General features: G+C 67.5%; 19 protein-coding genes. 11 read left to right on the forward strand and 8 right to left on the reverse strand.

Features of this window, described 5'->3' with window-relative positions; genetic code table 11:
• Positions 1 to 4 precede the first annotated feature (4 nt).
• The 4 genes from cpaB to AC1VXD_RS14075 all read right to left on the reverse strand — a co-directional run bounded on the left by cpaB (position 5) and on the right by AC1VXD_RS14075 (position 2,377).
• Positions 5 to 1,042: a Flp pilus assembly protein CpaB gene (gene cpaB, locus AC1VXD_RS14060; RefSeq protein ID WP_482992552.1), complete on the reverse strand. Its 1,038-nt coding sequence runs from the start codon at positions 1,040 to 1,042 to the stop codon at positions 5 to 7.
• A 24-nt stretch (positions 1,043 to 1,066) separates the two neighbouring features.
• A complete protein-coding gene (locus tag AC1VXD_RS14065) occupies positions 1,067 to 1,537 on the reverse strand; it encodes a TadE/TadG family type IV pilus assembly protein (RefSeq protein ID WP_116864105.1) in 471 nt (156 codons plus the stop codon).
• Complete coding sequence (locus AC1VXD_RS14070) at positions 1,534 to 2,079, reverse strand: A24 family peptidase (RefSeq protein WP_482992553.1); 546 nt, start codon at positions 2,077 to 2,079, stop codon at positions 1,534 to 1,536. Before AC1VXD_RS14070 ends, AC1VXD_RS14065 begins: the two co-directional genes overlap by 4 nt.
• A gap of 109 nt (positions 2,080 to 2,188) precedes the next feature.
• Entirely contained in the window at positions 2,189 to 2,377 is a 189-nt protein-coding gene (locus tag AC1VXD_RS14075) for a Flp family type IVb pilin (protein WP_482992554.1), read from the reverse strand.
• A gap of 664 nt (positions 2,378 to 3,041) precedes the next feature.
• On the opposite strand from AC1VXD_RS14075, the gene AC1VXD_RS14080 reads away from it, so the two are divergent.
• From AC1VXD_RS14080 to AC1VXD_RS14095, 4 genes are all read left to right on the forward strand, one after another.
• Entirely contained in the window at positions 3,042 to 4,052 is a 1,011-nt protein-coding gene (locus AC1VXD_RS14080) for an AraC family transcriptional regulator (protein ID WP_482992555.1), read from the forward strand.
• Positions 4,053 to 4,233: 181 nt separating this feature from the next.
• The gene (locus AC1VXD_RS14085) at positions 4,234 to 8,814 is read left to right on the forward strand and encodes a YadA-like family protein (protein WP_482992556.1); all 4,581 of its coding nucleotides are present in this window, start codon (positions 4,234 to 4,236) and stop codon (positions 8,812 to 8,814) included.
• Positions 8,815 to 8,876: 62 nt separating this feature from the next.
• Positions 8,877 to 9,716, forward strand: a complete 840-nt coding sequence (locus AC1VXD_RS14090; protein WP_482992557.1) for an OmpA family protein — start codon at positions 8,877 to 8,879, stop codon at positions 9,714 to 9,716.
• A gap of 117 nt (positions 9,717 to 9,833) precedes the next feature.
• Positions 9,834 to 10,124 carry a DUF6959 family protein gene (locus AC1VXD_RS14095; RefSeq protein WP_234456007.1) on the forward strand — a complete coding sequence of 97 codons (291 nt, stop codon included), beginning with the start codon at positions 9,834 to 9,836 and terminating at the stop codon, positions 10,122 to 10,124.
• A gap of 129 nt (positions 10,125 to 10,253) precedes the next feature.
• Here AC1VXD_RS14095 and AC1VXD_RS14100 read toward each other — a convergent pair whose 3' ends face one another.
• Positions 10,254 to 12,026, reverse strand: a complete 1,773-nt coding sequence (locus tag AC1VXD_RS14100) for a chloride channel protein (RefSeq protein ID WP_482992558.1) — start codon at positions 12,024 to 12,026, stop codon at positions 10,254 to 10,256.
• 63 nt (positions 12,027 to 12,089) lie between these two features.
• Complete coding sequence (locus AC1VXD_RS14105) at positions 12,090 to 14,165, reverse strand: TonB-dependent receptor family protein (protein ID WP_482992559.1); 2,076 nt, start codon at positions 14,163 to 14,165, stop codon at positions 12,090 to 12,092.
• 143 nt (positions 14,166 to 14,308) lie between these two features.
• Here AC1VXD_RS14105 and AC1VXD_RS14110 point away from each other — a divergent pair, with 143 nt between their 5' ends.
• Complete coding sequence (locus AC1VXD_RS14110) at positions 14,309 to 15,229, forward strand: M14 family metallopeptidase (RefSeq protein ID WP_482992560.1); 921 nt, start codon at positions 14,309 to 14,311, stop codon at positions 15,227 to 15,229.
• A gap of 202 nt (positions 15,230 to 15,431) precedes the next feature.
• Positions 15,432 to 17,411, forward strand: a complete 1,980-nt coding sequence (betT, locus tag AC1VXD_RS14115; RefSeq protein ID WP_200752486.1) for a choline BCCT transporter BetT — start codon at positions 15,432 to 15,434, stop codon at positions 17,409 to 17,411.
• Positions 17,412 to 17,483: 72 nt separating this feature from the next.
• Here betT and AC1VXD_RS14120 read toward each other — a convergent pair whose 3' ends face one another.
• Entirely contained in the window at positions 17,484 to 18,461 is a 978-nt protein-coding gene (locus AC1VXD_RS14120; protein WP_482992561.1) for a zinc-binding dehydrogenase, read from the reverse strand.
• A gap of 482 nt (positions 18,462 to 18,943) precedes the next feature.
• Between AC1VXD_RS14120 and AC1VXD_RS14125 the strand changes: the two genes are divergently transcribed.
• From AC1VXD_RS14125 to AC1VXD_RS14140, 4 genes are all read left to right on the forward strand, one after another.
• A complete protein-coding gene (locus tag AC1VXD_RS14125; RefSeq protein ID WP_482992566.1) occupies positions 18,944 to 21,256 on the forward strand; it encodes a ribonucleoside-diphosphate reductase subunit alpha in 2,313 nt (770 codons plus the stop codon).
• A gap of 99 nt (positions 21,257 to 21,355) precedes the next feature.
• The gene (locus AC1VXD_RS14130; RefSeq protein ID WP_482992562.1) at positions 21,356 to 22,396 is read left to right on the forward strand and encodes a ribonucleotide-diphosphate reductase subunit beta; all 1,041 of its coding nucleotides are present in this window, start codon (positions 21,356 to 21,358) and stop codon (positions 22,394 to 22,396) included.
• Positions 22,397 to 22,409: 13 nt separating this feature from the next.
• On the forward strand, positions 22,410 to 22,889 hold the full coding sequence (locus tag AC1VXD_RS14135) for a flavodoxin (protein ID WP_482992567.1): 480 nt from the start codon (positions 22,410 to 22,412) through the stop codon (positions 22,887 to 22,889).
• Complete coding sequence (locus AC1VXD_RS14140; protein WP_482992563.1) at positions 22,861 to 23,187, forward strand: thioredoxin family protein; 327 nt, start codon at positions 22,861 to 22,863, stop codon at positions 23,185 to 23,187. The genes AC1VXD_RS14135 and AC1VXD_RS14140 overlap by 29 nt, the downstream gene beginning before the upstream one ends.
• A 91-nt stretch (positions 23,188 to 23,278) precedes the next feature.
• Here AC1VXD_RS14140 and AC1VXD_RS14145 read toward each other — a convergent pair whose 3' ends face one another.
• Positions 23,279 to 24,610, reverse strand: a complete 1,332-nt coding sequence (locus tag AC1VXD_RS14145) for an Nramp family divalent metal transporter (protein ID WP_482992564.1) — start codon at positions 24,608 to 24,610, stop codon at positions 23,279 to 23,281.
• A 116-nt stretch (positions 24,611 to 24,726) separates the two neighbouring features.
• On the opposite strand from AC1VXD_RS14145, the gene mntR reads away from it, so the two are divergent.
• On the forward strand, positions 24,727 to 25,188 hold the full coding sequence (mntR, locus tag AC1VXD_RS14150; RefSeq protein ID WP_406235976.1) for a manganese-binding transcriptional regulator MntR: 462 nt from the start codon (positions 24,727 to 24,729) through the stop codon (positions 25,186 to 25,188).
• Positions 25,189 to 25,356: the final 168 nt, after the last annotated feature.

Genomic DNA, 25,356 nt, shown 5'->3' on the forward strand with positions numbered 1-25,356 from the left:
CAGGTCAAAGGGAACCGCGGGGGGCTGCACTATCGCCACGGATGATCTCGATGCCGGCCGGTCGCGCGGCGGCACGGCGCGGTGCGGCCGGACGCGGCGTCGCCTCGGCCACTGGCCGTGGTCGGGCTGCGCCGCCGGCCAGGCCATCGCCGTCGATGCCGGCGTAGGCGTTGTTCTCGGGGCGCTGCAGCGCTTCCTTCTGTTCGCTGTCGAGCCCGCGCAGCGGTTCCAGAACGCCGCGTGCCTGCGGGAACAGGGCAATATCGGGCAGGCCGGCATCGGCCGGGTTGCGCAGCGCAAGGAACAGCTTGCCCTGCTGCGCGCCGAGCAGCAGGCGGTTGGCGTCGTCCACCGGCACCGCCAGCACCGCACTGCGTGCAGGCTGGGCGGTGTCGCTGCGGCTGCCCGTGCTGGCGCTGCCGGAGATATCGGCGGCACGCAAGTCGTCGCCCTGCGCGCTGCCGCTGTTTCCAGCGCCGGCCTGGGCCGTGTCCACGGCGATGTCCTGCTGCCCATAGCTGAGCACGCGCAGGCGAGACAGCAGCAGGCGCGTCTGTGCCGGTTCCGGCTGGCCGTTCGCGCTGTTGTTGGCGCTGCGCAGGTTGAGGAAGACATCGACGAAATCGCCCGGCAGGATGCGGTTGCCCGCACCCACCAGCTCATCGACCGGCACCGCCAACGCGCGCTCGCCGGTGCGAAGCTGCAGCGAGAAGCCCTGTGCCAGCAGGTTACGGCTGACCGCGGTGCCCTCGGCGATGTCCTGCACCGGCACCTTGCCGAGCACCGAGGCCATGTCGGACGACGCGCCCGGTTCGGCGCTGGTGCGTTGGGCCAGGCGTACGCCATCGGCACGGATGGGTTCGCCGGCTGGCAGCCGTGCCACGGCTTCCACCACGGTGATCGTGCGTGCGTCGGTGGTCGAGGCCGCCATGGGCGCGGTCGCCGTGGTGGCGGGCTTGCGCCCCACCATGAACGCCACCACCGCAAGCAACGCGGCCAGGGCGATCAGTGCGACGGCGGCGATGCGGGTCAACTTGAGCATGGAACCATCTCCGGAAACCGATCGTCAGTTGCTGCCGAGATCGAGCTGGGCGACCGCAACGCTGCGGATCGGGGCCTTCATCACCCAGCCGTACAGCGTGCCGGTGCCGGGAAGGAAGGGGTGGCTGGAATAGTCGTAGCTGACCGTGACGGTCACGCACTGCGCGCTGGCCAGGCCGCTGCACGCCGCCGGGGGCGAGACCACGATGGCGCCGCTGCTGCTGGCCGCGCTGCAGTCAGGCTCCTGGCCCGAGAAGCGCAGCAGCCACTGCATCGAACGGCGTGCGGCCGAGCATGCGGCGACGCGGCGTTCGGCGGTGCTGCCGAAGCGCAGCGATGCACGCGCGCCTTCGGCCGATGCGGTCGCCAGCGTCTGCTGCGCGGCCATGATCATCACGCCGGAAAAGGTGAGCATCAGCAGTGGAAGGAAGCCGAGCATCATCATCAGCGCGTACTCGACGGTGATGACGCCGCGTTGGGATCGGATCGTCTTCATGGCAGTACTCCCAGGGTCGAGGCCGCGACCCAGCCGATGGCGGCGAAGGCGAGATAGGCGGCGTAGGGGATGCCCTGGCGTCCCTGGCGGGCGAGGTGCATGTCCTGGATGGCCGGGCGCGCCTGCCAGTGCGCACTCCATCGCGCGCAGTGCAGTTGCAGGCGTGGCGACACCCAGGGCATCACCCGTCGCGTGCTGATCACCAGCGCCGCGTGCAGGCCTGCCACCAGGCTTGCGGCGACCCAGATCGGGAGCAGGGCGTTCCAGCCCAGCAGCAACCCCAGCACGGCGAAGAACTTGACGTCACCGGCGCCCATCCAGCCGAGCGCGTAGAAAGGCAGCAGCGATGCCAGCCCCAGCGCGGCGCCCAGCAGGTGCCCCCACCATGGAAGGTGCGGGCCGGAAAACTGACCGGCGACAATCAACGGGAGGGCAAGCGCGCACGCTCCGACCAGCCAGGCATTGGGGACACGGCGGGCGTACAGATCGCTGATCGCGATGCGCAGGCTCAAACCCATGGCCAACAGCCCCAGTAACGTCATCCCACACCCTCAGCGTCCATCAATGGACCGTTTCTGTCTCAGCACTTCAGTTCTTTCAGCGATCCGCAGCTGCGGCTGTGTGGGCCGCGTGCGGACCATGCGCCGCGGTTTACGGGCCGGCGCCTGCGGCCTTGTCAGCCAGATCGGTCAGGTTAGAGAAGAGCTTTCCGAAAAACTCTTTGATCTCGCTGCCGCCGAGGGCGATGATCACGCCGGCAATAACCGCTGCCAGCAGGCCATATTCCAGCGCGGTCACGCCGTCTTCTTCGTTGAGGAACTTGCGGATCGAGGCGTTCATGACGGTTGTCTCCCTATACCAGTCAGGTTTTCGTGTATTACCCAGGTTGAATGGGCGCCCGGCTCCACCGGGTCCATCCATGGACCCCCGCCATCCTGGCAGGGGGACATGGCGGGACAGTCCCGCCATGGTCAATCAACGTGATCCCTTCCCCGGGAGCAGCCTGCGCACGAGCGCCATCGCGCGGCGTCCTGCCGCGGGTCAGCCGTGTACGGGTCGCGTGCATCTGCATGTTTCCCCCTGGGTGCGGCCGATGTCGCGTGGCCGGATCACCATGGCATCGACTCTTGCCCGAATGGCGCGATGCCGCAAGCCAAATCAATATGCAAATTCGGCAGAAAAACATTTTCGCGTGAAGAAACGCGGCTGTTCAGGTGAAGAGAAAACGTTACCCGACAAATGCGTTCATTTGGATCGAGAAAATCGCCGGAAGCCTTGCTGCATGCGAATTCCGTGCCATTCGTGGGTTCGTTTCGAAGGGCTGGACATTAATGGGTTTACGTAATGCGTCACTGTTTACGGACGCTCATTTACACGCAATACTCCAACGCAATTGAAACGTACCCGTGGCGGCCGGCTGCACTGCAGGCAGGGCTTGCTACGGCACGATGAATGGATTGCGGCACGCGCCCTGTCAGGCAGTGGGGGCGGCGGATACGGACTCATGGGGGACGACACTGTCATGGAAGGTGGGGTGGGCGATATCGAAGGCGGCCAGCTCGACGACGGCGAACTCCGGTCGATCGACCTGGCGACGCTGAGCGGTGTGCTTCGCGTCTGCGATGTGGAACTGCTGCTGCTCGACGGCAACGGGCCCAAGGCTGCGTTCTCTTCGCGGGTGCACGATGAAGCGCTGTTCTGCAGCATCACCTGCGGCTTCCAGTGCCGTGGGCGCTTCATGCTGCCGCCGGACTGGGCGATGCTCGGCTTCGTGCATGCCACCGATGAAGTGCAGAGCTGGTGCCACGGTGTGCCGATGGTGACGGGCATGTCGTTCACGGTGCTGCCTGAAGGCATCAGTGAGTTCGCGCTCAGCGCAGGCACCCAGATCACCGTCATGCTGCTGCCGGTGGCACGGGTGCAGCGCAAGCTCACCGAACTGAGCCTGCGCAGCACGCCACCGGCGGGCCAGGCCCTGAGCCTGGTGCAGCTGCCCGTCGACAGCCAGGCGCTGGCCAATCATTACCTGCAGCTGCACGCGCAGCTGGGGCAGGGTGCGGCACTGCAGCCGGAAGAGACCAACCGCCTGCTGCATGAACACATCCAGGCGCTGCTCGCGGCCGGTCCTGCCGATCGCCCAGGCTTCACCCGCGCGCGGCGGACGCACTACCTCATCGCGCAGCGCGCCGAGAACTTCATGCGCCTCAACCTGCGGCGCAACATCTATATGAATGAGATCTGCGATGCGGCCGGCGTCAGCGAACGTGGCCTGCGCTACGCGTTCGAAGATCTGTTCGGCGTGTCGCCCAACCGTTACCTGTCGATGCTTCGGCTGTGTGCCGCATGCCGAAGCCTGTCGATGGCCGACTCCAGCCGCCGCTCGGTCAAGGCCATCGCACTCAGTTGCGGCCTGTGGGATCTCTCGCGCTTTGCCGACAACTACCGCAAGGTGTTCGGCGAACTGCCGCGCGACACGTTGATGCGCTCGCCGGCACCGATCGGCCAGCCGGCCTGAAACAGGCGCGCTGCCGAATCTGCATATCCGCCTGCCGAATCCGCCCGTGGCTTTGCCGGAATGCGCGATTGCCCTGCCGGAATGAAGTGCCCCACCCACGTTGAAGACGCTGAAATATCAGTCACGTGCCAACCGGCATGCCCACTGGATTTCCAATCGTTCGTCTACGGGGGAAGTGCTCATGAACCGCATTTACCGGCGTGTATGGAACCGCCAGCTCAATGCTCTTGTTGTGGCCTCGGAACTGGCCACCGGCGATGGCGGAGCGACCACGCTCCGCGATCCGCAATCGAAACTGCTGGTGCCCAGTGCATTGACCCTGGCACTGCTGAGCGTCCTCGCCAGCGGTACCGCTGCCGCCAGTGAAGCCAACCAGTCGCTGCGCGACCTGCAGGCTCTGGCGGCCAAGTACACCCAGACCATGCCGGTCAAGGTGGACGCGGAAGTGGCGCTCGCGGCCGCTGCGCGCCAGGCACAGACCAGCCCAGCCATCAGTACCGATGCCCGTATCGGCCTGCAGCTGAGCACCAGCGGCCTGCCGGTCGTGCGCGATGTGCTGCCGGCCACTGTCAAGGTGTCGCTGGGTGCGGGCAACACGCCGCAGCAGGTGGCCACACCGGCGCTGGCCGCCGATGTGCGCGCTTCGGTCGGGCTGGGCAGCAGCACCCGTGTCGACACCGCGCTCGCTGCGCCGCTGGCGCCGCAGGCACAGGCACCGCTGGCCCTGGCCACCACGGCCGCTGCCAATGCGCAGGTGGGCGTGGCCGGTACGCAGGTTGCCAGTCTGGATACCAAGGCCGCCGTTGCCGCCAATGTTGCCGCGACGCCTACCACTCCGCTGTCCGGCCTGAAGGCCGCGGTCGATGGCCAGGTCGATGCGAAGCTGGCGCTGGCCGGCCATGCCATCGAAGGCCAAGGCGAGGTTGGCGCGACGGCGGCGGCCACGCTGCCGGCGAAGGAAGAGCTGCCGGGTGAAACCGAGGATCGTGCACTGACCGCCGGGCTCGATGGCTCCGTCGCGGGCAAGGTGCGCGTGCTCCGCCCCGATGGTGAAGCCGTCATCGCCGACCGCAACCTGAAGCTGGCCGGCACCTCGGCGGTGGGCGCGCAGACCAGTTCGCTGGGCCTGGGCGGCCTGTTCACCGGCGTCGGCAGTGCGCTGGACGGTGTCGGCGGCGCCGTCGGCAGTCTGGTCAACGGCGATCTCAATGGCACCGTCGGCAGCCTCGGTGGTGCGGTGGGTGGCCTGCTCGGCAACACCCTGGGCGGACTCGGCCTGACCCAGCCGTCGGCGATTCCGCCAGACAGCCCGAAGGCGCCGGCCGCGGCCGATCCCAACGCCGGCCTGATCATCGGCACCGGCGGTCTGGTCGGCGGCGTCGGCGCCTTGATCGGGCCAACCACCGACAGCCTGTTCGGTGGCACCGGCTACCTGTCCAACGGCAACCTCAAGGTCAGCACCGCCAACGTCATGCAGACCTATTCAACGGTCAACGTGCTGGGCGTTCCGCTGGTGAACGCCACCCCGGTCGGGACCACCCTCAACGGCCTGGGCGGTGCGGTCACCGGTGGGAGCTCCCACCTGACCCTGATCGGCGGCGTGACGTCGGACAGCTACATCTACAATATCAACAATGGCAATCCGGGCGGCCTGCTCGGCCTGCTGCTGCCGGGCCAGTCACCGGACTGGGCGGCCAAGTGCCTGGACGTCCTCGGCCTGGCCGACATTTCCTGCTGGGCGGTCAACGCTGCGCAGGATTACCAGGTATTGATGGGTGACGGTGCCTACGCCAACGGGTCCCGCGAAGTGGTGATCGGCGCCAACGCACGCCATGAACTGCCCAAGGTCGATGCCAACATCGCCTTCCCCGGCAACGGCACCAACGATCCGACCAATCCCACCGGCGTGCCCACTGCCGATTACGCCGCGCGCATGGGCCATTCGGTGATCGTCGGCGACAGCGCCGTCGGCACCGCCAACGGGCAGACCCTGCTGGGTGCCGAGGCAACCTCCAACCAGGCCAACTCGGTGGCACTGGGCTACCGCTCGGCTGCACTGCGCGGCGCGCAGGCCAGTTACAGCGCGTATGGCCTGACTGCGGCGCAGGTATCGGCCGGTGAAGTCTCGGTGGGCAGCGCCAACGGCGGCGAACGGCAGATCACCAACCTGGCCGCCGGCAGTGCCGCCACCGACGCGGTGAACGTGGCGCAGCTGCAGGGCGCGATCGGCCAGATCGATGCATTGGGCGACATCGCCGTGACCTACGACCTCGACGAAGCCGGCGACCCTGATTACCGCCGCGTCACGCTGGGCAACGGCACCGGCACCACCACGCTGTCCAACCTGGCCGCGGGCGCGATCAGCGCCGGCAGCACCGAAGCGGTCAACGGCAGCCAGCTGTTCACCAGCAACGATGCGATCGCGCGCTTCTTCGGCGGCCGCACCGCCTTTGATGCGGCCACCGGTGCCTTCACCGCGCCGCTGTTCGAGATCAGCACCATTTCCGATGACGGCGTCATCGCGCAGGGCGCCTACGAGAACGCCACCGATGCCTTCGATGCGGTCGACGGCTCGCTGGTCAACCTCAACACGCAGATCAACGACATCCGCAACGGCGGCACCAAGTACCTGCGGGTGAATTCCACCGGCGTGGAAGCCGTGGCCACGGGCGCCGATTCCATCGCCGTGGGCAGCAACGCGCAGGCCACCGCTGCCAACAGCATCGCCGTCGGCGCAGGCAGCCTGGCCGACCGTGACAACACCGTCTCCGTCGGCGCTGCCCGTGCGGAACGGCAGATCACCCACGTGGCCGCGGCCACCGAGGCGACCGATGCGGTCAACCTGGGCCAGCTGCAGGCATCGGAGGAGGGCGCGCTGCGCTACGACCTCAACACCGATGGCAGCGTGGATTACGCCAGCGCGACGCTGGGCCAGGGCGGCACCACCACCACACTGCGCAACCTGGGCCCGGGCGAGGTGAGCGCGCTCAGCAGCGAGGCCATCAACGGTGCGCAGCTGTTCGCCGCCAACCAGACCGTAGCCACCCATCTGGGCGGCGGCGCTGCGGTCGATGCCAACGGCGTGGTCACCGCGCCTACGTACACCATCAACAACGTGGCCGCCAACGGCACCATCAGCCAGGGCAGCTACAACGACGTGGGCAGTGCCTTCGATGCGGTGAGCAACTCGCTGGCCAACGTGGTCGACCAGACCGACGAACTGGACATGCGCGCAGTGAAATACGATGTGGATGCAAACGGCGACATGATGGATTCGGTGACCCTCAGCGGCACCGGCGGCGCAGCGGTGCGGCTGACCAACGTGGCGGCCGGCAGCATCCAGGCGGGCAGCAGCGATGCCATCACCGGCGACCAGCTGTTCGCCACCCATGCCACCCTCGCCAACTACTTCGGCGGCAGCACCACCTACGACGGCGCCACCTCGCAGTGGACCGCCCCGTCCTTCAGCATCTCCAGCATCGCCACCGACGGCAGCATCTCGCTCAACGACTACAGCAACGTCACCGCCGCGTTCTCGGCGGTCGATGATTCGCTGCGCACCCTCAACCAGCGCATCCTCAACGGCAACGCCAGCCCCTACCTGGCGGTCAATTCGGCCGCTGCCGCCGCCACCGCGACCGGCGATGAAGCCGTGGCGGTCGGCCCGCAGGCCAGCGCGGCCGGTGCCTCCAGCGTGGCGGTCGGCAACGGCGCCAGCGCCAGCGCCGACAACAGCGTGGCCCTGGGCAGCGGTTCGGTCGCCAGCGTCGGCGCACAGACCGGCTACACCGGTGCCTACGGCGCGACCGGTGGCAGCAGTTCGGCCGGTGAGGTGTCGGTGGGCAGCAGCGGTGCCGAGCGCAAGATCACCAACGTGGCCGATGGCTCCGATGACCACGATGCGACCAACGTGGGCCAGCTGAACAACGGCGTGAACTACGCCATCGACCAGTCCAAGGCTTACACCGACCAGAAGTTCCAGAACATCACCAACGTGGCCGGCAGCTTCCGCGCCAACAACAGCAACAACCTGGCCGACCCGGCTGCGACCGGTGCCAACTCCGCCGCCGGTGGTGCCGGTTCCACCGCCGCCGGAGCGAACTCCACCGCACTGGGCAACGGTGCGCAGGCGCAGGCCGACAACTCGGTGGCACTGGGCGCCGGCTCCGTCGCCGACCGTGCCAACACGGTGTCGGTGGGTGCCGCCGGTGCCGAGCGCCAGGTGGTCAACGTGGCCGACGGTAGCCAGGCCACCGACGCGGTCAACGTGCGCCAGCTGCAGGCCTCACAGCAGGGCACGCTGCGCTATGACACCACCACCAACGGCGATAGCAACTACAACAGCGTCACCCTCGGCAGCAGCACCAGCGGGCCGACCACGGTGCGCAATGTTGCGGCCGGTACGGCGGGCACCGACGCAGTCAACGTCGACCAGCTGCGCGCCGGCATGTCGCAGACCCTGGACTGGTCCAAGGCCTACACCGACGAGCGCATGGGCGGCTTCGAGCGCGAACTGCGCAAGACCGACAACCGCGCCTCGGCCGGCATCGCCTCGGCGATGGCCACCGCGGCGCTGCCGCAGCCCAGTGAAGCGGGCCGCAGCATGGCCTCGTTCGCGGCGGGCAGCTACAACGGCGAATCCGGCATGGCCCTGGGCATTTCCGGTGTCTCCGAAGGCGGCCGCTGGATCTACAAGTTCAGCGGTTCCACCAACACCCGTGGCGAAGCCGGCGTAGCCGTCGGCGCCGGCATCCAGTGGTAAGTGCCCGGGCCGGGCTGCCCGTCAGCCCGGCCGCACCCACCACATCGACAGGGGGAATCCCAATGACGTTCCAACGCACTCCGCGCCCCGGCCCGTTCGCCGCGTCGCTCATCCTGGTCCTGGCCGCCGGCCTGCTGGCCGGTTGCCGCAGCACCGCACCCGCCGGCGACGCGCCGGCCGCCGACATGCTGGTCAGCTTCCCCGAAGCCAGCAAGGCATCGCTGAAGGAAGGCACCTATCCCGACGTGGCCGACCTGCGCCGCTTCGCCCCCGGCATGAGCAAGCGCCAGCTGTACGCGCTGCTGGGCACGCCGCACTTCAACGAGGGCATGTGGGGCGTGCGCCAGTGGAATTACCTGTTCAACTTCCGCACCGCCCAGGGCGCGGAATATTTCACCTGCCAGTTCCAGGTGCAGTTCGATGGCAAGGGCATCGCCCAGGCAGGGCACTGGAAGCCGCAGGCCTGCGCGGCCGTGCTGGATCCACCCGCGCCGCCGCCGGTAGCCGCGGCACCGGCACCGTTGCCAGCCCAGCCGCTGCGCCTGTCGGCCGATGCGCTGTTCGGCTTCGACAGCGACGTGCTCAGCCAGGCCGGCCAGTCGGCGGTGCAGGGCGTGCTTGCACAGGTGCGTGAAGCCAGCCAGGTGCAGTCGATCCAGGTGGTCGGCTACACCGATCGTATCGGCGCCGCCGACTACAACCAGCGGCTGTCGCAGCGACGTGCCGAGTCGGTGCGGGTGGCGCTGGTGCAGGGAGGGGTACCTGCACAGACCATCCGCGCGGAAGGACGCGGCGCCGCCGACCCCCTCGTGCAGTGCACGCAGCAGAACCAGCGCGAACTGATCGCCTGCCTGGCGCCGAACCGCCGCGTGCAGATCGCCGGCACCGCCCGGCGCGACTGAGTGCCTCGCCGGCCGTGCCGGCGCCCGTGTTTCCCCCCTGATCCGCCGGCTGGCGTGGGTGCGTCTCCCCCGTCATCTGCGCCCGCCGGCGGGCCAGGCTTTTCCATGGTGCACGCGATGAATGCCCAATTCCTGCCCTTGTCCATGAAGACGGAAACCACAGTCAGCGTGTACGGCCAGCTCGGCAACCATTCGGTGGTGCGCATTCCCGGCCGGCGCCTGCCCGGCCTGATCCTGCAGGCCGACACCGTGGCCGGGTTCCTCACCCAGCTGCAGGACGCCCAGGCCTGCCTGCGCAGCGGGCGCGCGCAACGTGCCGATGCAGAGTTGGACATGCTGATCGACACGCTGCAGCAGTGGTATGCATTGATCGAATCGCGCCTGGCCGACGCCGGCGAAGCCCTGTAGCGGTCGCTGTGATCCACGCATGGCGTGGATCTACTGGACCAACCGCGGGTTCTGTCATCCACGCATGGCGTGGATCTACCGAACCAGCGGGGTCCGTGGCAGTAGATCCACGCGATGCGTGGATGAACGTCAATCGCTGTCTTCGACGCGCTCGCCCATCAACTCGCGCTGGCGCTTGTCCAGCTCTTCGGCGTAGCGCTTGCGCACGAAGGCTTCGGAGACCACGCCCAGCACCTGGCCATCGCTGGCCACCACCGCCAGTTCGTCAGCCTGGGTCTGGTCGAAGCGCTGCATCACCGCCACCACGTTGGCGTTGGCGGCCAGCGCGACGTCACGGTTCTCAGCGTAGTCGCTCACCACGGCATCCGGCTTCACGCCGTCGCCGTACATGCGTGGGATCTGCACGATGCCGGCGTAGTGCCCTTCGCTGTCGACCAGGATCACGCGGCCGCCGGAGCCCAGCGGGAAGCGCTGGCGGAACGAGGCCGTGTCCAGATCGGCCGGTGCGGTGGCCACGCCCTTGCGCATCATCCGCCAGGCGTTGAGGTTCTGCACCCAGCCCACGTCGCGTGCGCTCTTGATGGTCTCGCCGCGCAGGTGCATGCGCCAGGTCGAGAACGAATAACCGAACCACTGCCGCACCAGAGTGCTGGACACCAGCACCGCGCTCATCACCACGCTGGTCAGCAGGAAGTCGTGGGTGCCTTCCAGTACCAGCATGGCCATGGTCATCGGCGCGCCGACCACCGCGGCGGCGAGGGCGGCCATGCCGGCCAGCGCGGCCGAGGTGGCATCGATCACCGGCACGCCGGTGGCCATCGCCAGCAGGCCGGCAAACAGCGCGCCCACCAGCGTGCCCATGAACAGCGAGGCGAAGAACAGGCCGCCACGGAAGCCGAAGCCCAGCGAGATGCCGGAGGCCAGGCACTTGAGGGTCAGCAGGGCGCCGATCCAGATCAGCGGCAGGTGGGTGGTCAGGTCCAGGTGCAGGGCGCCGTGGCCGGAGGACAGCACCTGCGGGCTGGCCATTGCCAGTGGAATCAGCAGCAGGCCGCCGAGCACCGGCCGGCCCCACAGCGGCAGCGGGCTGCGCTTGACCGTGCCCTCGATGGAGGCGATCAGGCGCATCACCAGGATGCCGACCATCGCGCAGCAGCAGCCGAGCAGGCCGTAGATGGCGTAGTCGGCGGCGCGCACGTCGATGGTGGACGCGGCCGGCAGCAGGTAGGCGTCGATGCCGGCCTGGTCGGCCACGAACGCGCCGGCCAGCGCGGCCACGGCCACCGGGGCCAGCGCGGCCGGAGTGTAGGCGCCGATGACGATCTCGAAGGCATAGAACGCACCGGCCAGCGGTGCGCCGAACGCGGCGGCAATGGCACCGGCCGCGCCGGCCCCGACCAGGATGCGCACGTCGTTGCGGCGCAGGCGCATCACCCGGCCCAGCTGCGAGCCGCTGCCGGCACCCATCTGCGTGTACGACGCCTCCAGGCCGACCGAGGCGCCGCAGCCGTTGGAGATCAGGGTCTGGGTCAGCACGATCAGGTTGTCGCGCATCGACATGCGGCCGCCGTGCAGGGCGTTGGCTTCCACGGCATCGAGCAGGGGCCGCTTGAGGCGGGTGGCGGCCAGTGCGACCAGGCCGACCAGCAGGCCGCCCAGGGGCAGCACCAGCAGCGCGGTCCACGGCAGCGAGGGCAGGGAGCTCAGCCGGATGCCTTCATCCAGGCCGTACAGCGCGGCCTGCAGCCAGCGCGCGATGCCCGATTGCAGCAGGGTCAGGCCGCCGGCGAGCAGCCCGACCACCAGGGCGAGGGCGATGAACCACAGGTCGCTGCCGCGCAGGCGCAGGCGCAGGCCCTGGAAGGCCAGATGCAGGCCGGATAGCGAAGCGTGGGAGGACATGGTGGCGGCATGATACGCCGCCACCGTGATCGCTGCCCTTACCGCATCGGGCGGCTGAAGGGCTTAAAAGCGGTAGCGGCCCTGCACGTAGAAGGTGCGCGGCGCGGCCACCATGCGGCCGGCGTTGCCGTCGACATTGCGGGTGTACCAGCGCTTGTCGGCCAGGTTGTTCACGCCCAGCGCAATCTCGCTGTCACCCAGGCCCGGCACCTGCCAGGCCACCTGTGCGTTCAACAGCCGCACGCCCGGCACCCGGCCCACGCGCGCGTCGGCGCTCTCGGCCCAGGTGTTGGCGGCATCGGAGAACTGCCCGCTCTGGTGCGTGCTGGAGACGTTGAAGGTCCAGGCGGCAATGACGTAGCGCGCGCCGATGCTGTCGGTGTCACGCGAGTAGAACGGCACGTCCAGGCCGCGGTTTTCGCCGGACTGCTGGATCGCCCTGGTCCAGGTGTAGTTGGCGTACAGCTCCAGCCCGGCCAGTGCGCTGTCCTCGGCGAAGCGGTACTCCAGCGCGCTTTCCACGCCCTTGTGGTCGGTGGCGCCGATGTTCTGGAAGGTCGGCGGGGTGGTGCCCTGCACCTGCTGGATCTGGTTGTCGAAGCGCATCTTGAACACGGTCACTTCCGCGCGCAGGGCGCCGTCCTGCCAGCGCGCACCCAGTTCGGTGGTCTTGGCCACTTCCGGGTTCAGCCGGTTGCTGGCGGTCTGCGAGTTCAGCTGGATGTTCTGCACCGGCCCGAACGAGGTGGTGTAGTTGCCGAACACGGTCAGCTGCGGGGTGAGCAGGTAGGCGATGTTGATCGACGGCAGCGCCTTGTCGTTGCGGCTGCTGAAGGTGGCGCCGCCACCGGCCTGGCGGCGGTCCATGTCGATCCACTCCATGCGCATGCCCGGGGTGATGCGCCACTGGCCGACGGCGATGCGGTCGTCCACGTAGAACGCATGCGCGTCGGTGGCGTTGTCGAAGCGGGTGATGGCGCTTTCCACGCCGGTGCGGCGGACCACGGTGTAGCTGCGGTCGTTGCCGCGCTCGCGCAGGAAGCGGTAGCCGGCGGTGATGTCATGCACGGTGCTGCCCCAGCGCAGGCGTTGGGTGTAGCGCGGCTCGATGCCGAGCACGCGGTAGTCGCGCGGCTGCACGGTCAGCTGGGTGTTGGCGGCGTTGATCAGCGAGCTGGCGCGGTTGCTCCCGTTGTAATACGCCAGTACCTCGAATTCGCTGTCGGCCGACAGGGTGTTGGTGTAGCCCAGGTCGATGCCGGTGCGGTGGCCCTTCCAGAAATCGGTGGGGCGGGTGTTCTGGAACGGATCGGCCTCGTACTGGGCACGGGTCAGGCCGCCCGGGGTCAGCGAGCGCACATCGTAGTAGGACAGCTTGGCGCGCAGCTCCTGCTGCTCGTCGATGGCGTAGGCGAACTTCAGGGCCAGGTCGTCGAAGCGGTCGCCGCTGCCCTGGCGCCAGCCGCGGCCGTCCTGGCCGGAATACAGCAGGGCCATGCCCAGGCCGTTGTCGGCGGTGCCGCCGAGGAAGGCGTTGTACTGGGTGCTGTTGCCGCCATCCTGGTCGTTGGCGCTGTAGCGCACGCCGGCTTCACCGTGCAGGCCGGCGTTGGCCGGGATGGCGCGGGTGCTGAAGTTGATGATGCCGCCGACGTTCTGCGGCCCGTAACGCACCGCACCGCCGCCGCGCACCACGTCGATCGATTCGATGTTGGACAGGCTGGTCGGGGCGAACGACAGCTGCGGCTGGCCATACGGCGCCACCGCCAGCGGCACGCCGTCCAGCAGCACGGTCGAGCGCGGCGAGTAACGGCCGGTCAGGCCGCGCACGCCGATGTTCAGCGAGACCGAGCTGCCAGCCGTGCCGGAGTTGTCGATGACCTGCACGCCCGGGATGCGGCGCATCGCATCGCCGATGCTGGCCGCGCCACTGGCGTCGATGCGCTGGCGGTCGACCACGGTGCGCGCGCCGGCAAAGCGCTTCACGCTGTCGTGCAGGCCGGTGCCCAGCCAGCTGCCGGAGACCTGGATGCTGTCCAGGGTGGTGGCGCTGTCCTGCGCGAAGGCGTTGGCGGACAGGCACAGGGTGAGGGCGGCAGCCAAGGGCAGGCGGGCCGGGGGCAGGATCCGGAAAGACATGGAGGCGGGCGCGGCGCGGTCGTAAATGAGAATTATTGCCGATTCCATTCGCCAATGGAACGCACCTTTGGAGGGTTGTGGAGGAACGGCGGCGGAGGGCGGTGCTAGAGTGAGCGATTGCTTCCTGACTGCCGAGATCTGCCATGTCCACTGCCGCTTTCTACCCCGTCGGAACCCCTGGCCAGCCGTGGGGCACGGCGGAACGGGAGCAGTGGCGCGGCCGCCAGCAGCGCCTTCGCCGCTATGACGAGGAAGTGCTGCCGCGCATCGAGGCCCTGGCCGACCGCTTCGACAAGGTGGCCTATGGCCAGCTGGACTACGCCGGCGAGACCTACACCCTGTACGCGCTGCGCAGCCGCGGCTGGGACCCGGCGCTGCCGGCGGCGCTGGTCACCGGCGGCGTGCATGGCTATGAAACCAGCGGCGTGATGGGCGCGCTGGACTTCCTCGAACAGCACGCGGCCGACTACGCTGGCAAGGCCAACCTGCTGGTGGCGCCGTGCGTGAACCCCTGGGGTTTCGAGCGCATCAACCGCTGGAACTACGATGCCATCGACCCGAACCGCAACTTCCGCGCCGACGGCCCGGCCCGTGAATCGACGGCAGTGATCGAGCTGATTGCCCCGTACCAGGGCCAGTTCGTGCTTCACATCGACCTGCACGAGACCACCGACAGCGACGAGAGCGAGTTCCGCCCGGCGCTGGCCGCGCGCGATGGCAAGCCGTTCGAGCCGGGCCTGATCCCCGATGGCTTCTACCTGGTCGATGACAGCGAGAACCCGCAGCCGGCGTTCCAGCAGGCGGTGATCGCCGCGGTCGAGCAGGTGACCCATATCGCGCCGGCGGATGAGAAGAACGAGATCATCGGCTCGCCGGTGGTCGCCCACGGCGTCATCGAGTACCCGCTGGTGAAGCTGGCGCTGTGCGCGGGCATCACCGGTGCGAAGTACACCACCACCACCGAGGTCTACCCGGACAGCCTGCGGGCGACGCCGGCGCAGTGCAACGACGCACAGGTGGCGGCGGTGCGCTCGGCGCTGGAGTACGCGCTGGCCCATCCCTGATCAGTGGAGCCGAGCCTGCGCTCGGCTGGGAGCATGCAGCCGAGCGTGGGCTCGGCTCTACAGAAGTACAGCCCGCGGGCGCGCGCGTAACACGCGTGGCCTGTCCCCGGGTTGTCATCGCGACCCTGCACTTCATCCTGCGTCCACTGCCATTCATGCAGAATCGGTCGGCTAATCCCTGATCGACCGGAGACGGCTGCCGATGGAAGCACTGGAGCCTCAACATACCCCGGTGCGCACCCTCCGGCCCGTCTTCGCCTTCGCGGCGATCGTCGTCGTTGCTTTCGCACTGTTCGTCAGCCTGTTCCCGCTTGGCGCCGGTCGCCTGCTGGTCAAGGCGCAGGACTGGGCCGCGCTCAACGTGGGCTGGTACTACCTGCTGGCGATGACCCTGTACCTGGTGTTCGTGGTCGGCGTGGCCCTGTCCAAGTACGGCGGCATCAAGCTGGGCGCTGACCATGACGAGCCGGAATTCAGCTATCTGTCGTGGGCCGGCATGCTGTTTGCCGCCGGCATCAGCATCACCCTGTTCTTCTTCTGCGTCTCCGAACCGCTGACCCATTACCTGCAGCCGCCACAGGGCGATGCGGCCGCCGGCGAGGCGGGCGCGCGCCAGGCCATGCAGCTGCTGTTCCTGCACTGGGGCCTGCATGGCTGGGGCGTGTTCGCGCTGGCGGCGATGGCAATGGCCTACTTCGCTTACCGGCACAACCTGCCGCTGGCGCTGCGCTCGGCGCTGTACCCGCTCATCGGCAAGCGCATCAACGGGCCCATCGGTTACACGGTGGATGCGCTGGGCATCGTCGCCACCGTGTTCGGCATCGGTGCCGACATGGGCTTCGGCGTGCTGCACCTCAATGCCGGCCTGACCCACCTGTTCAACGTGCCGCACTCCAACCTGGTGCAGATCATCCTGGTGGCCAGCATGATGGGCGCCGCGGTGGCGGTGGCGGTGTCCGGCGTGGAGAAGGGCGTGCGCTGGATGGCCAACATCAACATGCTGCTGGCCATCGCGCTGGTGCTGTTCATGCTGTGCGCCGGCCCCACCCAGTACCTGCTCAGCACGCTCATGCAGAACCTGGGCGACTACCTGGGCAGCGTGGTCGGCAAGAGTTTCGATGTGTACGCCTACGGCGGCCGCCCGGAATGGCTGGGTGGCTGGACGGTGTTCTACTGGGCCTGGTGGATCGGCTGGGCGCCGTTCGTGGGCCTGTTCATCGCGCGCATCTCGCGCGGCCGCACCATCCGCGAATTTGTCTTCGGCGTGCTGCTGATACCGCTCGGTTTCACCCTGGCGTGGCTGTCGATCTTCGGCAACAGCGCGCTGGACCAGGTGCTGCACCATGGCCAGCAGCAGCTGGCACAGCTGGCCGTGGATGATCCGCCCACGGTGCTGTACGCGCTGCTGGACGGCTACCCGTGGAGCAAGGCAGTGATCGCGGTGACCGTGCTGGTCAGCTTCATCTTCTTCGTGACGTCGGCCGATTCGGGCGCGGTGGTACTGTCCACGCTGTCCTCGCACGGCGGTGCGCCCGAGGACGATGGCCCGCGCTGGCTGCGCGTGTTCTGGGGCACGGTCATCGCGGTGCTGACCGCCGGCCTGCTGCTGGCCGGCAGCATCGATGCATTGAAGTCGGCGGTGGTGCTGGCCTCGCTGCCGTTCTCGGCAGTGCTGCTGCTGATGATGTGGGGCCTGACCCGCGCCTTCAGCGATGAATCGCACCGCGAGCGCGCGCAGCAGTTCCGGCCATCACCGCTGATCGGCGACGACCGCCACCACCAGGGCTGGCGCCAGCGCCTGAGCCAGGCCATGCATTTCCCGGTGCGCGACCAGGTCTACCGCTTCATGGATGACACGGTGAAGCCGGCCATGGAAGCGGTGGCCGAGCAGCTGCAAGGGCAGGGCTGGGAGGTGGTCACGCGCTTCGAGGCCGGTGACATGGAGCTGTCGGTCAACCACGGCGAGCAGCAGGACTTCCAGTACCGGGTGATCCTCAGCGGCTACCTGACGCCATCGTTCGCCGCGCAGCAGCTGCGCAACCAGCGCTACTACCGTGCCGAGGTGCATCTGTTCGAAGGCAGCCAGGATTACGACCTGGTGGGCTACAGCCGCAAGCAGATCATCAACGACATCATCAGCCAGTACGAACGGCACCTGCAGTTCCTGCATCTGAGCCGGTGATGGGTGGGTGCGGACCGCTGGTCCGCACTTCCCAGCAGAGCCGAGCCCGCGCTCGGCTCCACCCTGTGGCGGTCAGACCCGCAGCAGCACCTTGCCGCCACGCCCCGACTGCGCGCTGGCGGTCGCGGCGGCCTTGATGTCGTCCAGCGCGAAGATGCCGTCCACGGGCAGGGTCAGTTCCCCGCTGGCCGCGCGCTGCAGCAGTTCGCCCACCAAGCGGCGCTTGTCTTCCACCGCCATCGCCTGGCTGACCTTGCTGCCCCAGAAGCCCTTCACCGTGGCTTCCTTGTAGATCAGGCCACTGGCCGGGATGCGCATCGCCTCGCCACTCATCACGCCGAACGACACCAGCGTGCCGTGCAGGCCGAGCAGGTCGACCAGGTCGGCGCTGGCTTCGCCGCCGATGGAATCGACGGCGGCCGCCGCCTGCGCTTCGCCGGTGGCTGCACGCACGCGGTCCTTCCAGCCGTCCTGCGAGGTGTCGAACACATGCTCGATGCCCAGCGCCTCCAGCTGCGCCAGGGCCTTGGCATTGCGTACCAGGTTGGCCACGTAGACGCCGCGTGCGCGGGCCAGCATCGCCAGCGATTTGCCCACCGCACCGTTGGCGGTGTTCTGCACGATCCACTGGCCGGCTTCGACCTTCAGGAATTCCAGCAGCATCAGCGCGCTCAGCGGCATCGCGATCAGCTGTGCTGCGGTTTCGTCGGCGATGGCGTCGGGCATCGGGATGACCATGCGTGCCGGCGCGATGAAGGCCTCGGCCCAGGTGGCATGCACCGACGCGGCGGCCACGCGCTGGCCGACCTGCAGGCCTTCGACACCGTCGCCCAGCGCATCGACCACGCCCAGGGCTTCGCTGCCACCGACGGCCGGCAGGGGCGGCTTGTAGCCATACAGGCCGCGCACGGTCAGCAGATCGTGGTTGTGGATCGAGGCGAGCGTGGTGCGGATGCGCACTTCGCCGGGGCCGGGTTCGGGCAGGGCGACATCGGCGATGGCAAAGACGGTGGCGGGATCGCCGAAGGCGGTGTACTGGGCAGCACGCATGGGGGACTTCCGGTTGAAAAGGAGGTTGTAACGAACTGGGGATGGCGGCGCCGTGGACAAGGCGGCATCGGTGCAACACGGCATCCTGCGACGGATCGTCGCGGAATGCGTTCATTACCGCATCTTGTGTTGACGATCTTTAGCATCCCCACTATGTTGTGGCCGTCACTCCCGGTCAGCCGCCGCCGCCGGACATGCAGCAAACGTCCCGCGGCCCGCCCCTGAAGGCTTGCCGTGTCGACGCGGCCGCCATCGTGCGGACGCAGATCGCCCCCACGGCCCGGATACCGGCCGCAGGCGCAGGCTCACCGCCGACGGTCTGACGTTCCCGCGCAATGGCACACCAACCGATTGCCCTGGGCGCCGGTATCGCGCGCAGGGCCGCCATGGCATCGACGCTTCGAGGCGTGCGTGCCTGGAGACGCAGGACAATGACCGACAGTACCTACCGCGCGGCCGATCTGGCCGGCGCTGGCGACGCCATGCGCGCCGGTGGCGAACGTGTGCCCACCTGGATCACCAAGGAAGCAGGCAACCGCCGCCTGCCGTTCGAGGCCGAGCGCCTGCAGCGCAGCATCGACGCCGTGCATGTCGAGTTCCCGCAGCTGGACGTAAGCGACTACCGCCGCGTGGTGCAGGCGATGGTCGAGCGCAAGGCCAGCATCAGCGCCGATGACCTGGTCGACCTGCTGATCCGCGAGGCGGAATCGCGCGTGGACCTGGTGGCGCCGGAATGGGAGCAGTTTGCCGCGCGGCTGTACCTGCGTCGGCTGTACAAGCGTGCCAGCCGCAACCGCTTCTACGATGTCAGCCTGAAGTACGGTTCCTACGTGGGCCTGCAGGAAAGCCTGGCCGACCGTAGGGTCTACAGCAATGACATCCTGCGTTGCTATTCGAAGGACGAACTGCAGCAGGCCGGGCAGATGATCGATCCCGAGCGCGACCGGCTGTTCGCCTACAACGGCCTGTACCTGCTGGCCACCCGCTACCTGGCCAGCGACCGCAGCCGCGAAGTGTACGAACTGCCGCAGGAGCGCTGGCTGACCATTGCCCTGTACCTGATGCAGGACGAAAGGCCACGCGAGCGCCGCATGCAGCTGGTGGGCGAGGCCTACTGGGCACTGTCCAACCTGTACATGACCGTGGCCACGCCCACCCTGGCCAATGCCGGCAAGGTCGGCGGCCAGCTGTCGAGCTGCTTCATCGACACCGTGGATGACAGCCTGCAGGGCATCTATGACTCCAACACCGATATCGCCCGGGTGTCCAAGCACGGTGGCGGGGTAGGCGCGTACCTGGGCTACGTGCGCAGCAGTGGTGCGCCGATCCGTGGCGTGCCCAATTCTTCCGGCGGCGTGGTGCCGTGGATCAAGCAGCTCAACAACACCGCCGTGTCGGTCGACCAGCTCGGCCAGCGCAAGGGCGCGGTGGCGGTGTACCTGGACATCTGGCACCGCGATATCGAGGCCTTCCTCGATCTGCGCCTGAACAACGGCGACCAGCGCCTGCGCGCGCACGACGTGTTCACGGCGGTGTGCGTGCCTGACCTGTTCATGGAGGCTGTGGAGCGCCGCGCCGACTGGTACCTGTTTGATCCCCACGAGGTGAAGCAGGCCAAGGGCTGGTACCTGCAGGACTTCTACGATGAAACGCGTGGCGCTGGCAGCTTCCGTGACCGCTATGCCGAACTGGTGGGCGACGAGCGCATCAGCCGCCGCACGATGCGTGCCATCGACCTGTTCAAGCGGATCATGGTCAGCCAGCTGGAAACCGGCAACCCGTTCCTGTTCTACCGCGATGAAGTGAACCGCAAGAACCCGAACAAGCATGCGGGCATGGTCTATTCCAGCAACCTGTGCACCGAGATCCTGCAGAACATGAGCCCGACGCGGATGATCCAGGAGATCGTCAGCGGCGACCAGATCGTCACCACCCGCCGTGCTGGCGATTTCGTGGTCTGCAACCTGTCCTCGATCAATCTCGGCCGCGCGATCACCGCGCCGGACGATCTGCTGGCCAAGGACGTGCTGGAGCGCCTGATCCCGATCCAGGTGCGCATGCTCGACAACGTGATCGACCTCAATGCGCTGCCGGTGCCGCAGGCCACCATCACCAACCGCAAGTACCGCGCCATCGGCCTTGGCACCTTTGGCTGGCACCACCTGCTGGCCCAGCAGGGCATCCACTGGGAAACGCCCGAAGCCGAGGCGCTGTCGGACACGCTGTTCGAGCGCATCAACTTCCTGACCATCCAGGCCAGCGCACAGCTGGCGCGCGAGAAGGGCAGCTACCCGATGTTTGCCGGCAGCGACTGGCAGACCGGCGCCTACTTCCGTGACCGCCGCTACGAGGGCGCGGGCTGGGACAGCCTGGCCTGCGACGTGGCCGCGCATGGCCTGCGCAACGGCTGGCTGCTGGCGGTGGCGCCGAACATGAGCACCGCGCAGGTTGCCGGCTCCACCGCATCCATCGATCCGATCTACAGCGCGTTCTACTACGAGGAAAAGAAGGACTTCCGCCGTCCGGTCGCTGCACCAGGGCTGTCGCTGGAAACGTGGCCGTACTACGAAAAGGGCGCCTACAAGGTCGACCAGTTCGCCAGCGTGCGGCAGAACGCCCGGCGCCAGCGTCACGTCGACCAGGCCATCAGCTTCAACCTGTACGTGCCCAGCACCATCCGCGCCAGCACGCTGCTGGAGCTGCACCTGAGCGCGTGGCGTGAGGGCCTGAAGACCACCTACTACGTGCGCTCCAACGACATCGACATCAGCGAATGCGAATGGTGCTCAAGCTGACGCGCAACGGCAGCGCCGGGCCATGCCCCGCGACCGCACCGCGCGGCCGGGAAACATTACCCCCGGCCTGGCCCGGCGCTACCCCATGCAGGCAAGACCATGGCAACCCCCCTCGACCGCATCAAGATCCTTGAACCGCGCCACCCCAACCGCAGCACCGGCATCATCAACGGGCGCACCAGCGGCATCCTCAACTGGAACGACATCCCGTACCCGTCGTTCTATCGGGCCTACAAGGAACTGTCGACCAACTTCTGGATCCCCGACGAGGTGGACATGAAGCTGGACGCGCGCCAGTACGGCGAGCTGTCCGGGCGCGAGAAGAACGCCTACGACTCGATCATCGGCCTGCTGGCCACGCTCGATTCGCCGCAGACCCGCTTCATCTACAACGTGGCCGAGTACATCACCGACCCGGCCGCACATGCCAACGCGGCGATCATCGGCCAGCAGGAGGTGATCCACAACGAGAGCTACAGCTATGTGCTGGCCTCGATCACCGACCTGCCCAACCAGAACCGCATCTTCGAGATCGCGCGAACGCACCCTACCATCATCAAGCGCAACGCGCCGATCATGGGGGCGTATGACGATTTCATGCGCGACAAGACCGCCGAGACCCTGCTGAAGTCGCTGATCCAGTCATCCATCCTGGAAGGCATCAACTTCTATTCCGGCTTTGCGTACTTCTACAACATGGTGCGGCAGAACCGCATGACCGGCACCGGCAAGATCATCAGCTTCATCAACCGCGATGAGCTGGCCCATACCAAGTTCATCAGCGAACTGATCCGCGCCATCATCGGCGAGAACCCGGAGCTGCAGACCAACGAGCTGACCGCCTACGTGCATGAGGCCTTCGAGCATGCGATCGCGCTGGAAATCCAGTGGTCGTCGGAAGTGCTCGATGGCATCGACGGCATCGACGTGGAGGAGATGGTGCGCTACGTGAAGTACCGCGCCAACAAGATGGCCGGCATGCTCGGCATCGAGCGCCTGTACAGCGACACCACCGACAACGTGATGCCGTGGATCAAGGCCTACGCCGACAACTTCACCGAGACCAAGACCGACTTCTTCGAGATGCGCAATGCAAGTTACAGGAAGACCAACATCGACAACGGTTTCGACGACCTCTGAGTCGGGTGCGACGCTGCGCATCCTGCTGGTGGTGGCCTCGCTGAGCGGCAACACCCGCGAGCTGGGCCGTCACATCCGCGCGCGCTGCCAGGCGGCTGGGCATACGGTGCACTGGCAGGAGGCTGATGACCTGCGTTCTGCTGCCCCACTGGCCACCGATGAGGCCGACCTGGTGCTGCTGGGCAGCTGGACCGACAACGCCGGGCGCACGCCCGCAGAGATGAAGGCCTGGGTGGCCCGCATCGCCGAGCGTGGCCAGTACCCGCGCCAGCTGGCGGTGTTCGGGACCGGCGAAACGCAGTGGGGGCAGGAGTACTACTGCGGCGCCGTGCACCGGCTGATCCGCTACTTCAACAGCGGCTACCCGCCGCTGGAAATCGAACAGATGCCGCATGGCGCACGCGATGCCGCGGTCATCGACGCCTGGACCGATGCGGTCCTGGCCCATTACTGGAGCAATCACGATGCAGATCATCGACGCCACCACGCCTGAGCAGTTCCAGCAGCTGCTGGCAGAGCACCCCCGGGTACTGGTGGATTTCCACAAGGACCAGTGCCCTGGGTGCCGCATGCTGGAGATGTCGCTGCACCGCGTGGCCAACAGCGTGGCGGGGCAGGGCACGACGCTGCTACGCGTGCGGCTGGAGGTTCTTGGCGAGGCATTCTTCCGCGAGCTGGGGCTGCGGCAGACGCCGACCTTGTCGCTGTTCCTCGATGGGGATGAGCGGCAGCGGCTGGCCGGGTTCCAGTCGCCGCAGCAGATTGAAGCCGCGATCGCGCTGCACTTGTAGAGCCGAGCCCATGCTCGGCTGCCGTTTGCGCGGTGCGGGTTCAGAGGCATCCACGCGTGGAGTGGATCTACCGGAGCCGAGTTCCTTTTCGCTACGCGCCGGCGAAGGTATCCACCAGCAGCTTCACGTTCAGTGCCACGATCACCACGGCGATCACCCAGGCGATGCTGCCCAGCCAGCGCGGGGCGACCAGCGCGCCCATCGTGGCCTTGTCGGTTACCAGCCTTACCAGCGGAATGATCGCGAACGGCAGCTGCATCGACAGCACCACCTGGCTCAGCACCAGCAGCTTCACCGCGCCCTGGTCACCAAACAGCAGGATCACCACCACCACCGGGATGATCGCCAGTGCACGGGTGATCAGCCGCCGCAGCCACGGCGGCAGCCGCAGATGCAGGAAACCTTCCATCACGATCTGCCCGGCCAGGGTGGCGGTGACCGTGGAATTCAAACCCGAAGCGAGCAGGGCCACCGCGAACAGAGTCGACGCCAGGCCCACGCCCAGCATCGGTGCCAGCAACTGGTGCGCCTGCTCGATGTCTTCCACGTCAAAGTGGCCATTGGCATGGAATACCGCGGCGGCCAGGATCAGGATGCTGGCGTTGATGAACAGCGCCAGGGTCAGCGCGATGGTACTGTCGGTGACCGCCCAGCGCAGCGCGCTGCGGCGGCCGGCATCGGTGCGCGGGTACGCGCGCGTCTGCACGATGGATGAGTGCAGGTAGAGATTGTGCGGCATCACCGTGGCGCCAATGATGCCGATGGCGATGTACAGCGCGTGCGGATCGGTGACCACCTGGGTGCGTGGGATGAAGCCGCCCAGCACGTCCATCACCGGCGGCGCGGCCAGCGCGATCTGCACCAGGAAGCAGCCGAAGATGATCATCAGCAGGGCGATGACGAAGGCTTCCAGTGCACGGAAACCGCGGTTCATCAGCAGCAGCACCAGCAGCGTGTCCAGCGCGGTGATCACCGAACCCCACAGCAGTGGCAGGTCGAACAGCAGCTTCAGCGCGATGGCGGTGCCGATCACTTCGGCGAGGTCGCAGGCGATGATCGCCGCTTCGCACAGTGCCCACAGCGCCAGGTTGACCGGCTTGGGATAGCGGGCGCGGCAGGCCTGGGCCAGGTCCATGCCGGTGGCGATGCCCAGCCGCGCCGACAGCGCCTGCAGGATCACCGCCATCAGGTTGGAAATGAGGATGACCGAAAGCAGCAGGTAGCCGAAGCGCGAACCGCCGGCGAGGTCGGTGGCCCAGTTGCCTGGATCCATGTAGCCCACCGAGACCATGTAGCCGGGGCCGATGAAGGCCAGCAGGCGGAACCACCAGTGGCCTTTGTCGGGCACGGCCACCGAGGCGTTGAGCGCGCCGAGGCTGGCTGCGGGGGCGGCCGGGGAGTCGGTGGGCGCGACGGTGCTCATGGCCGCAATATAGCCACTGCTATATCCATTAGCAATGTGAAACAATCGTCTTTGCTGCGCCACTGGTCCAGAATTCAGGTTCAGATCCGGAAGTCATCGGCAGGACAGGCACTCGCGTGGGCAAGACAGGCGCTTCGACATCGGCAAAGACCCCCCCCTTGATCGAGGCCGAGCGCCAGGTCGAGAGCTTCCGGCAGGTGCGCGAGGCACACCGGATGGAGCTGGTCGAGGACTACGTGGAGTTGATTTCCGACCTGCTGGCCGACGGGGGCGAGGCGCGCCAGGTCGATATAGCCACCCGCCTGGGCGTGGCCCAGCCGACGGTGGCGAAGATGCTGCGGCGCCTGGCCCGTGATGGCTGGGTAGTGCAGCGCCCGTACCGCGGCGTGTTCCTGACCCCGGAAGGCGAGGCGTTGGCCCATGCCAGTCGCGAACGGCACCAGACCGTGGAGCGCTTCCTGCTGGCGCTGGGCGTGGACCCGGATACAGCGCGGCGTGATGCCGAGGGCATCGAGCATCATGTGAGTGAGCAGACGCTGGCGCTGTTCGAGGCGTTCGTGAGGAAGGCTGAGGGCTGAGGTTTGTGCGCAGGGCTTGCAGCCCTGCACCTGCTTCAAGCCACGGCAACGTCAACTTCAAAAGCTGGCTATCCGTGGGATGGCGGCGTGGGTCCGGTTGAGGGGGCGCTGCAAGTACGTCCCTGTAAGCTCGGTCGCCGCATCCATGCGGCTCACGCCCCCTCAACC

The organism is Stenotrophomonas sp. STEN054 (genome assembly GCF_056854535.1).

Bases quoted from the DNA above. Each gene is read 5' to 3' on its own strand.
- cpaB (WP_482992552.1), bottom strand. From the start codon at position 1,042: ATGCTCAAGTTGACCCGCATCGCCGCCGTCGCACTGATCGCCCTGGCC.
- AC1VXD_RS14065 (WP_116864105.1), bottom strand. From the start codon at position 1,537: ATGAAGACGATCCGATCCCAACGCGGCGTCATCACCGTCGAGTACGCG.
- AC1VXD_RS14070 (WP_482992553.1), bottom strand. From the start codon at position 2,079: ATGACGTTACTGGGGCTGTTGGCCATGGGTTTGAGCCTGCGCATCGCG.
- AC1VXD_RS14075 (WP_482992554.1), bottom strand. From the start codon at position 2,377: ATGAACGCCTCGATCCGCAAGTTCCTCAACGAAGAAGACGGCGTGACC.
- AC1VXD_RS14080 (WP_482992555.1), top strand. From the start codon at position 3,042: ATGGGGGACGACACTGTCATGGAAGGTGGGGTGGGCGATATCGAAGGC.
- AC1VXD_RS14085 (WP_482992556.1), top strand. From the start codon at position 4,234: ATGAACCGCATTTACCGGCGTGTATGGAACCGCCAGCTCAATGCTCTT.
- AC1VXD_RS14090 (WP_482992557.1), top strand. From the start codon at position 8,877: ATGACGTTCCAACGCACTCCGCGCCCCGGCCCGTTCGCCGCGTCGCTC.
- AC1VXD_RS14095 (WP_234456007.1), top strand. From the start codon at position 9,834: ATGAATGCCCAATTCCTGCCCTTGTCCATGAAGACGGAAACCACAGTC.
- AC1VXD_RS14100 (WP_482992558.1), bottom strand. From the start codon at position 12,026: ATGTCCTCCCACGCTTCGCTATCCGGCCTGCATCTGGCCTTCCAGGGC.
- AC1VXD_RS14105 (WP_482992559.1), bottom strand. From the start codon at position 14,165: ATGTCTTTCCGGATCCTGCCCCCGGCCCGCCTGCCCTTGGCTGCCGCC.
- AC1VXD_RS14110 (WP_482992560.1), top strand. From the start codon at position 14,309: ATGTCCACTGCCGCTTTCTACCCCGTCGGAACCCCTGGCCAGCCGTGG.
- betT (WP_200752486.1), top strand. From the start codon at position 15,432: ATGGAAGCACTGGAGCCTCAACATACCCCGGTGCGCACCCTCCGGCCC.
- AC1VXD_RS14120 (WP_482992561.1), bottom strand. From the start codon at position 18,461: ATGCGTGCTGCCCAGTACACCGCCTTCGGCGATCCCGCCACCGTCTTT.
- AC1VXD_RS14125 (WP_482992566.1), top strand. From the start codon at position 18,944: ATGCGCGCCGGTGGCGAACGTGTGCCCACCTGGATCACCAAGGAAGCA.
- AC1VXD_RS14130 (WP_482992562.1), top strand. From the start codon at position 21,356: ATGGCAACCCCCCTCGACCGCATCAAGATCCTTGAACCGCGCCACCCC.
- AC1VXD_RS14140 (WP_482992563.1), top strand. From the start codon at position 22,861: ATGCAGATCATCGACGCCACCACGCCTGAGCAGTTCCAGCAGCTGCTG.
- AC1VXD_RS14145 (WP_482992564.1), bottom strand. From the start codon at position 24,610: ATGAGCACCGTCGCGCCCACCGACTCCCCGGCCGCCCCCGCAGCCAGC.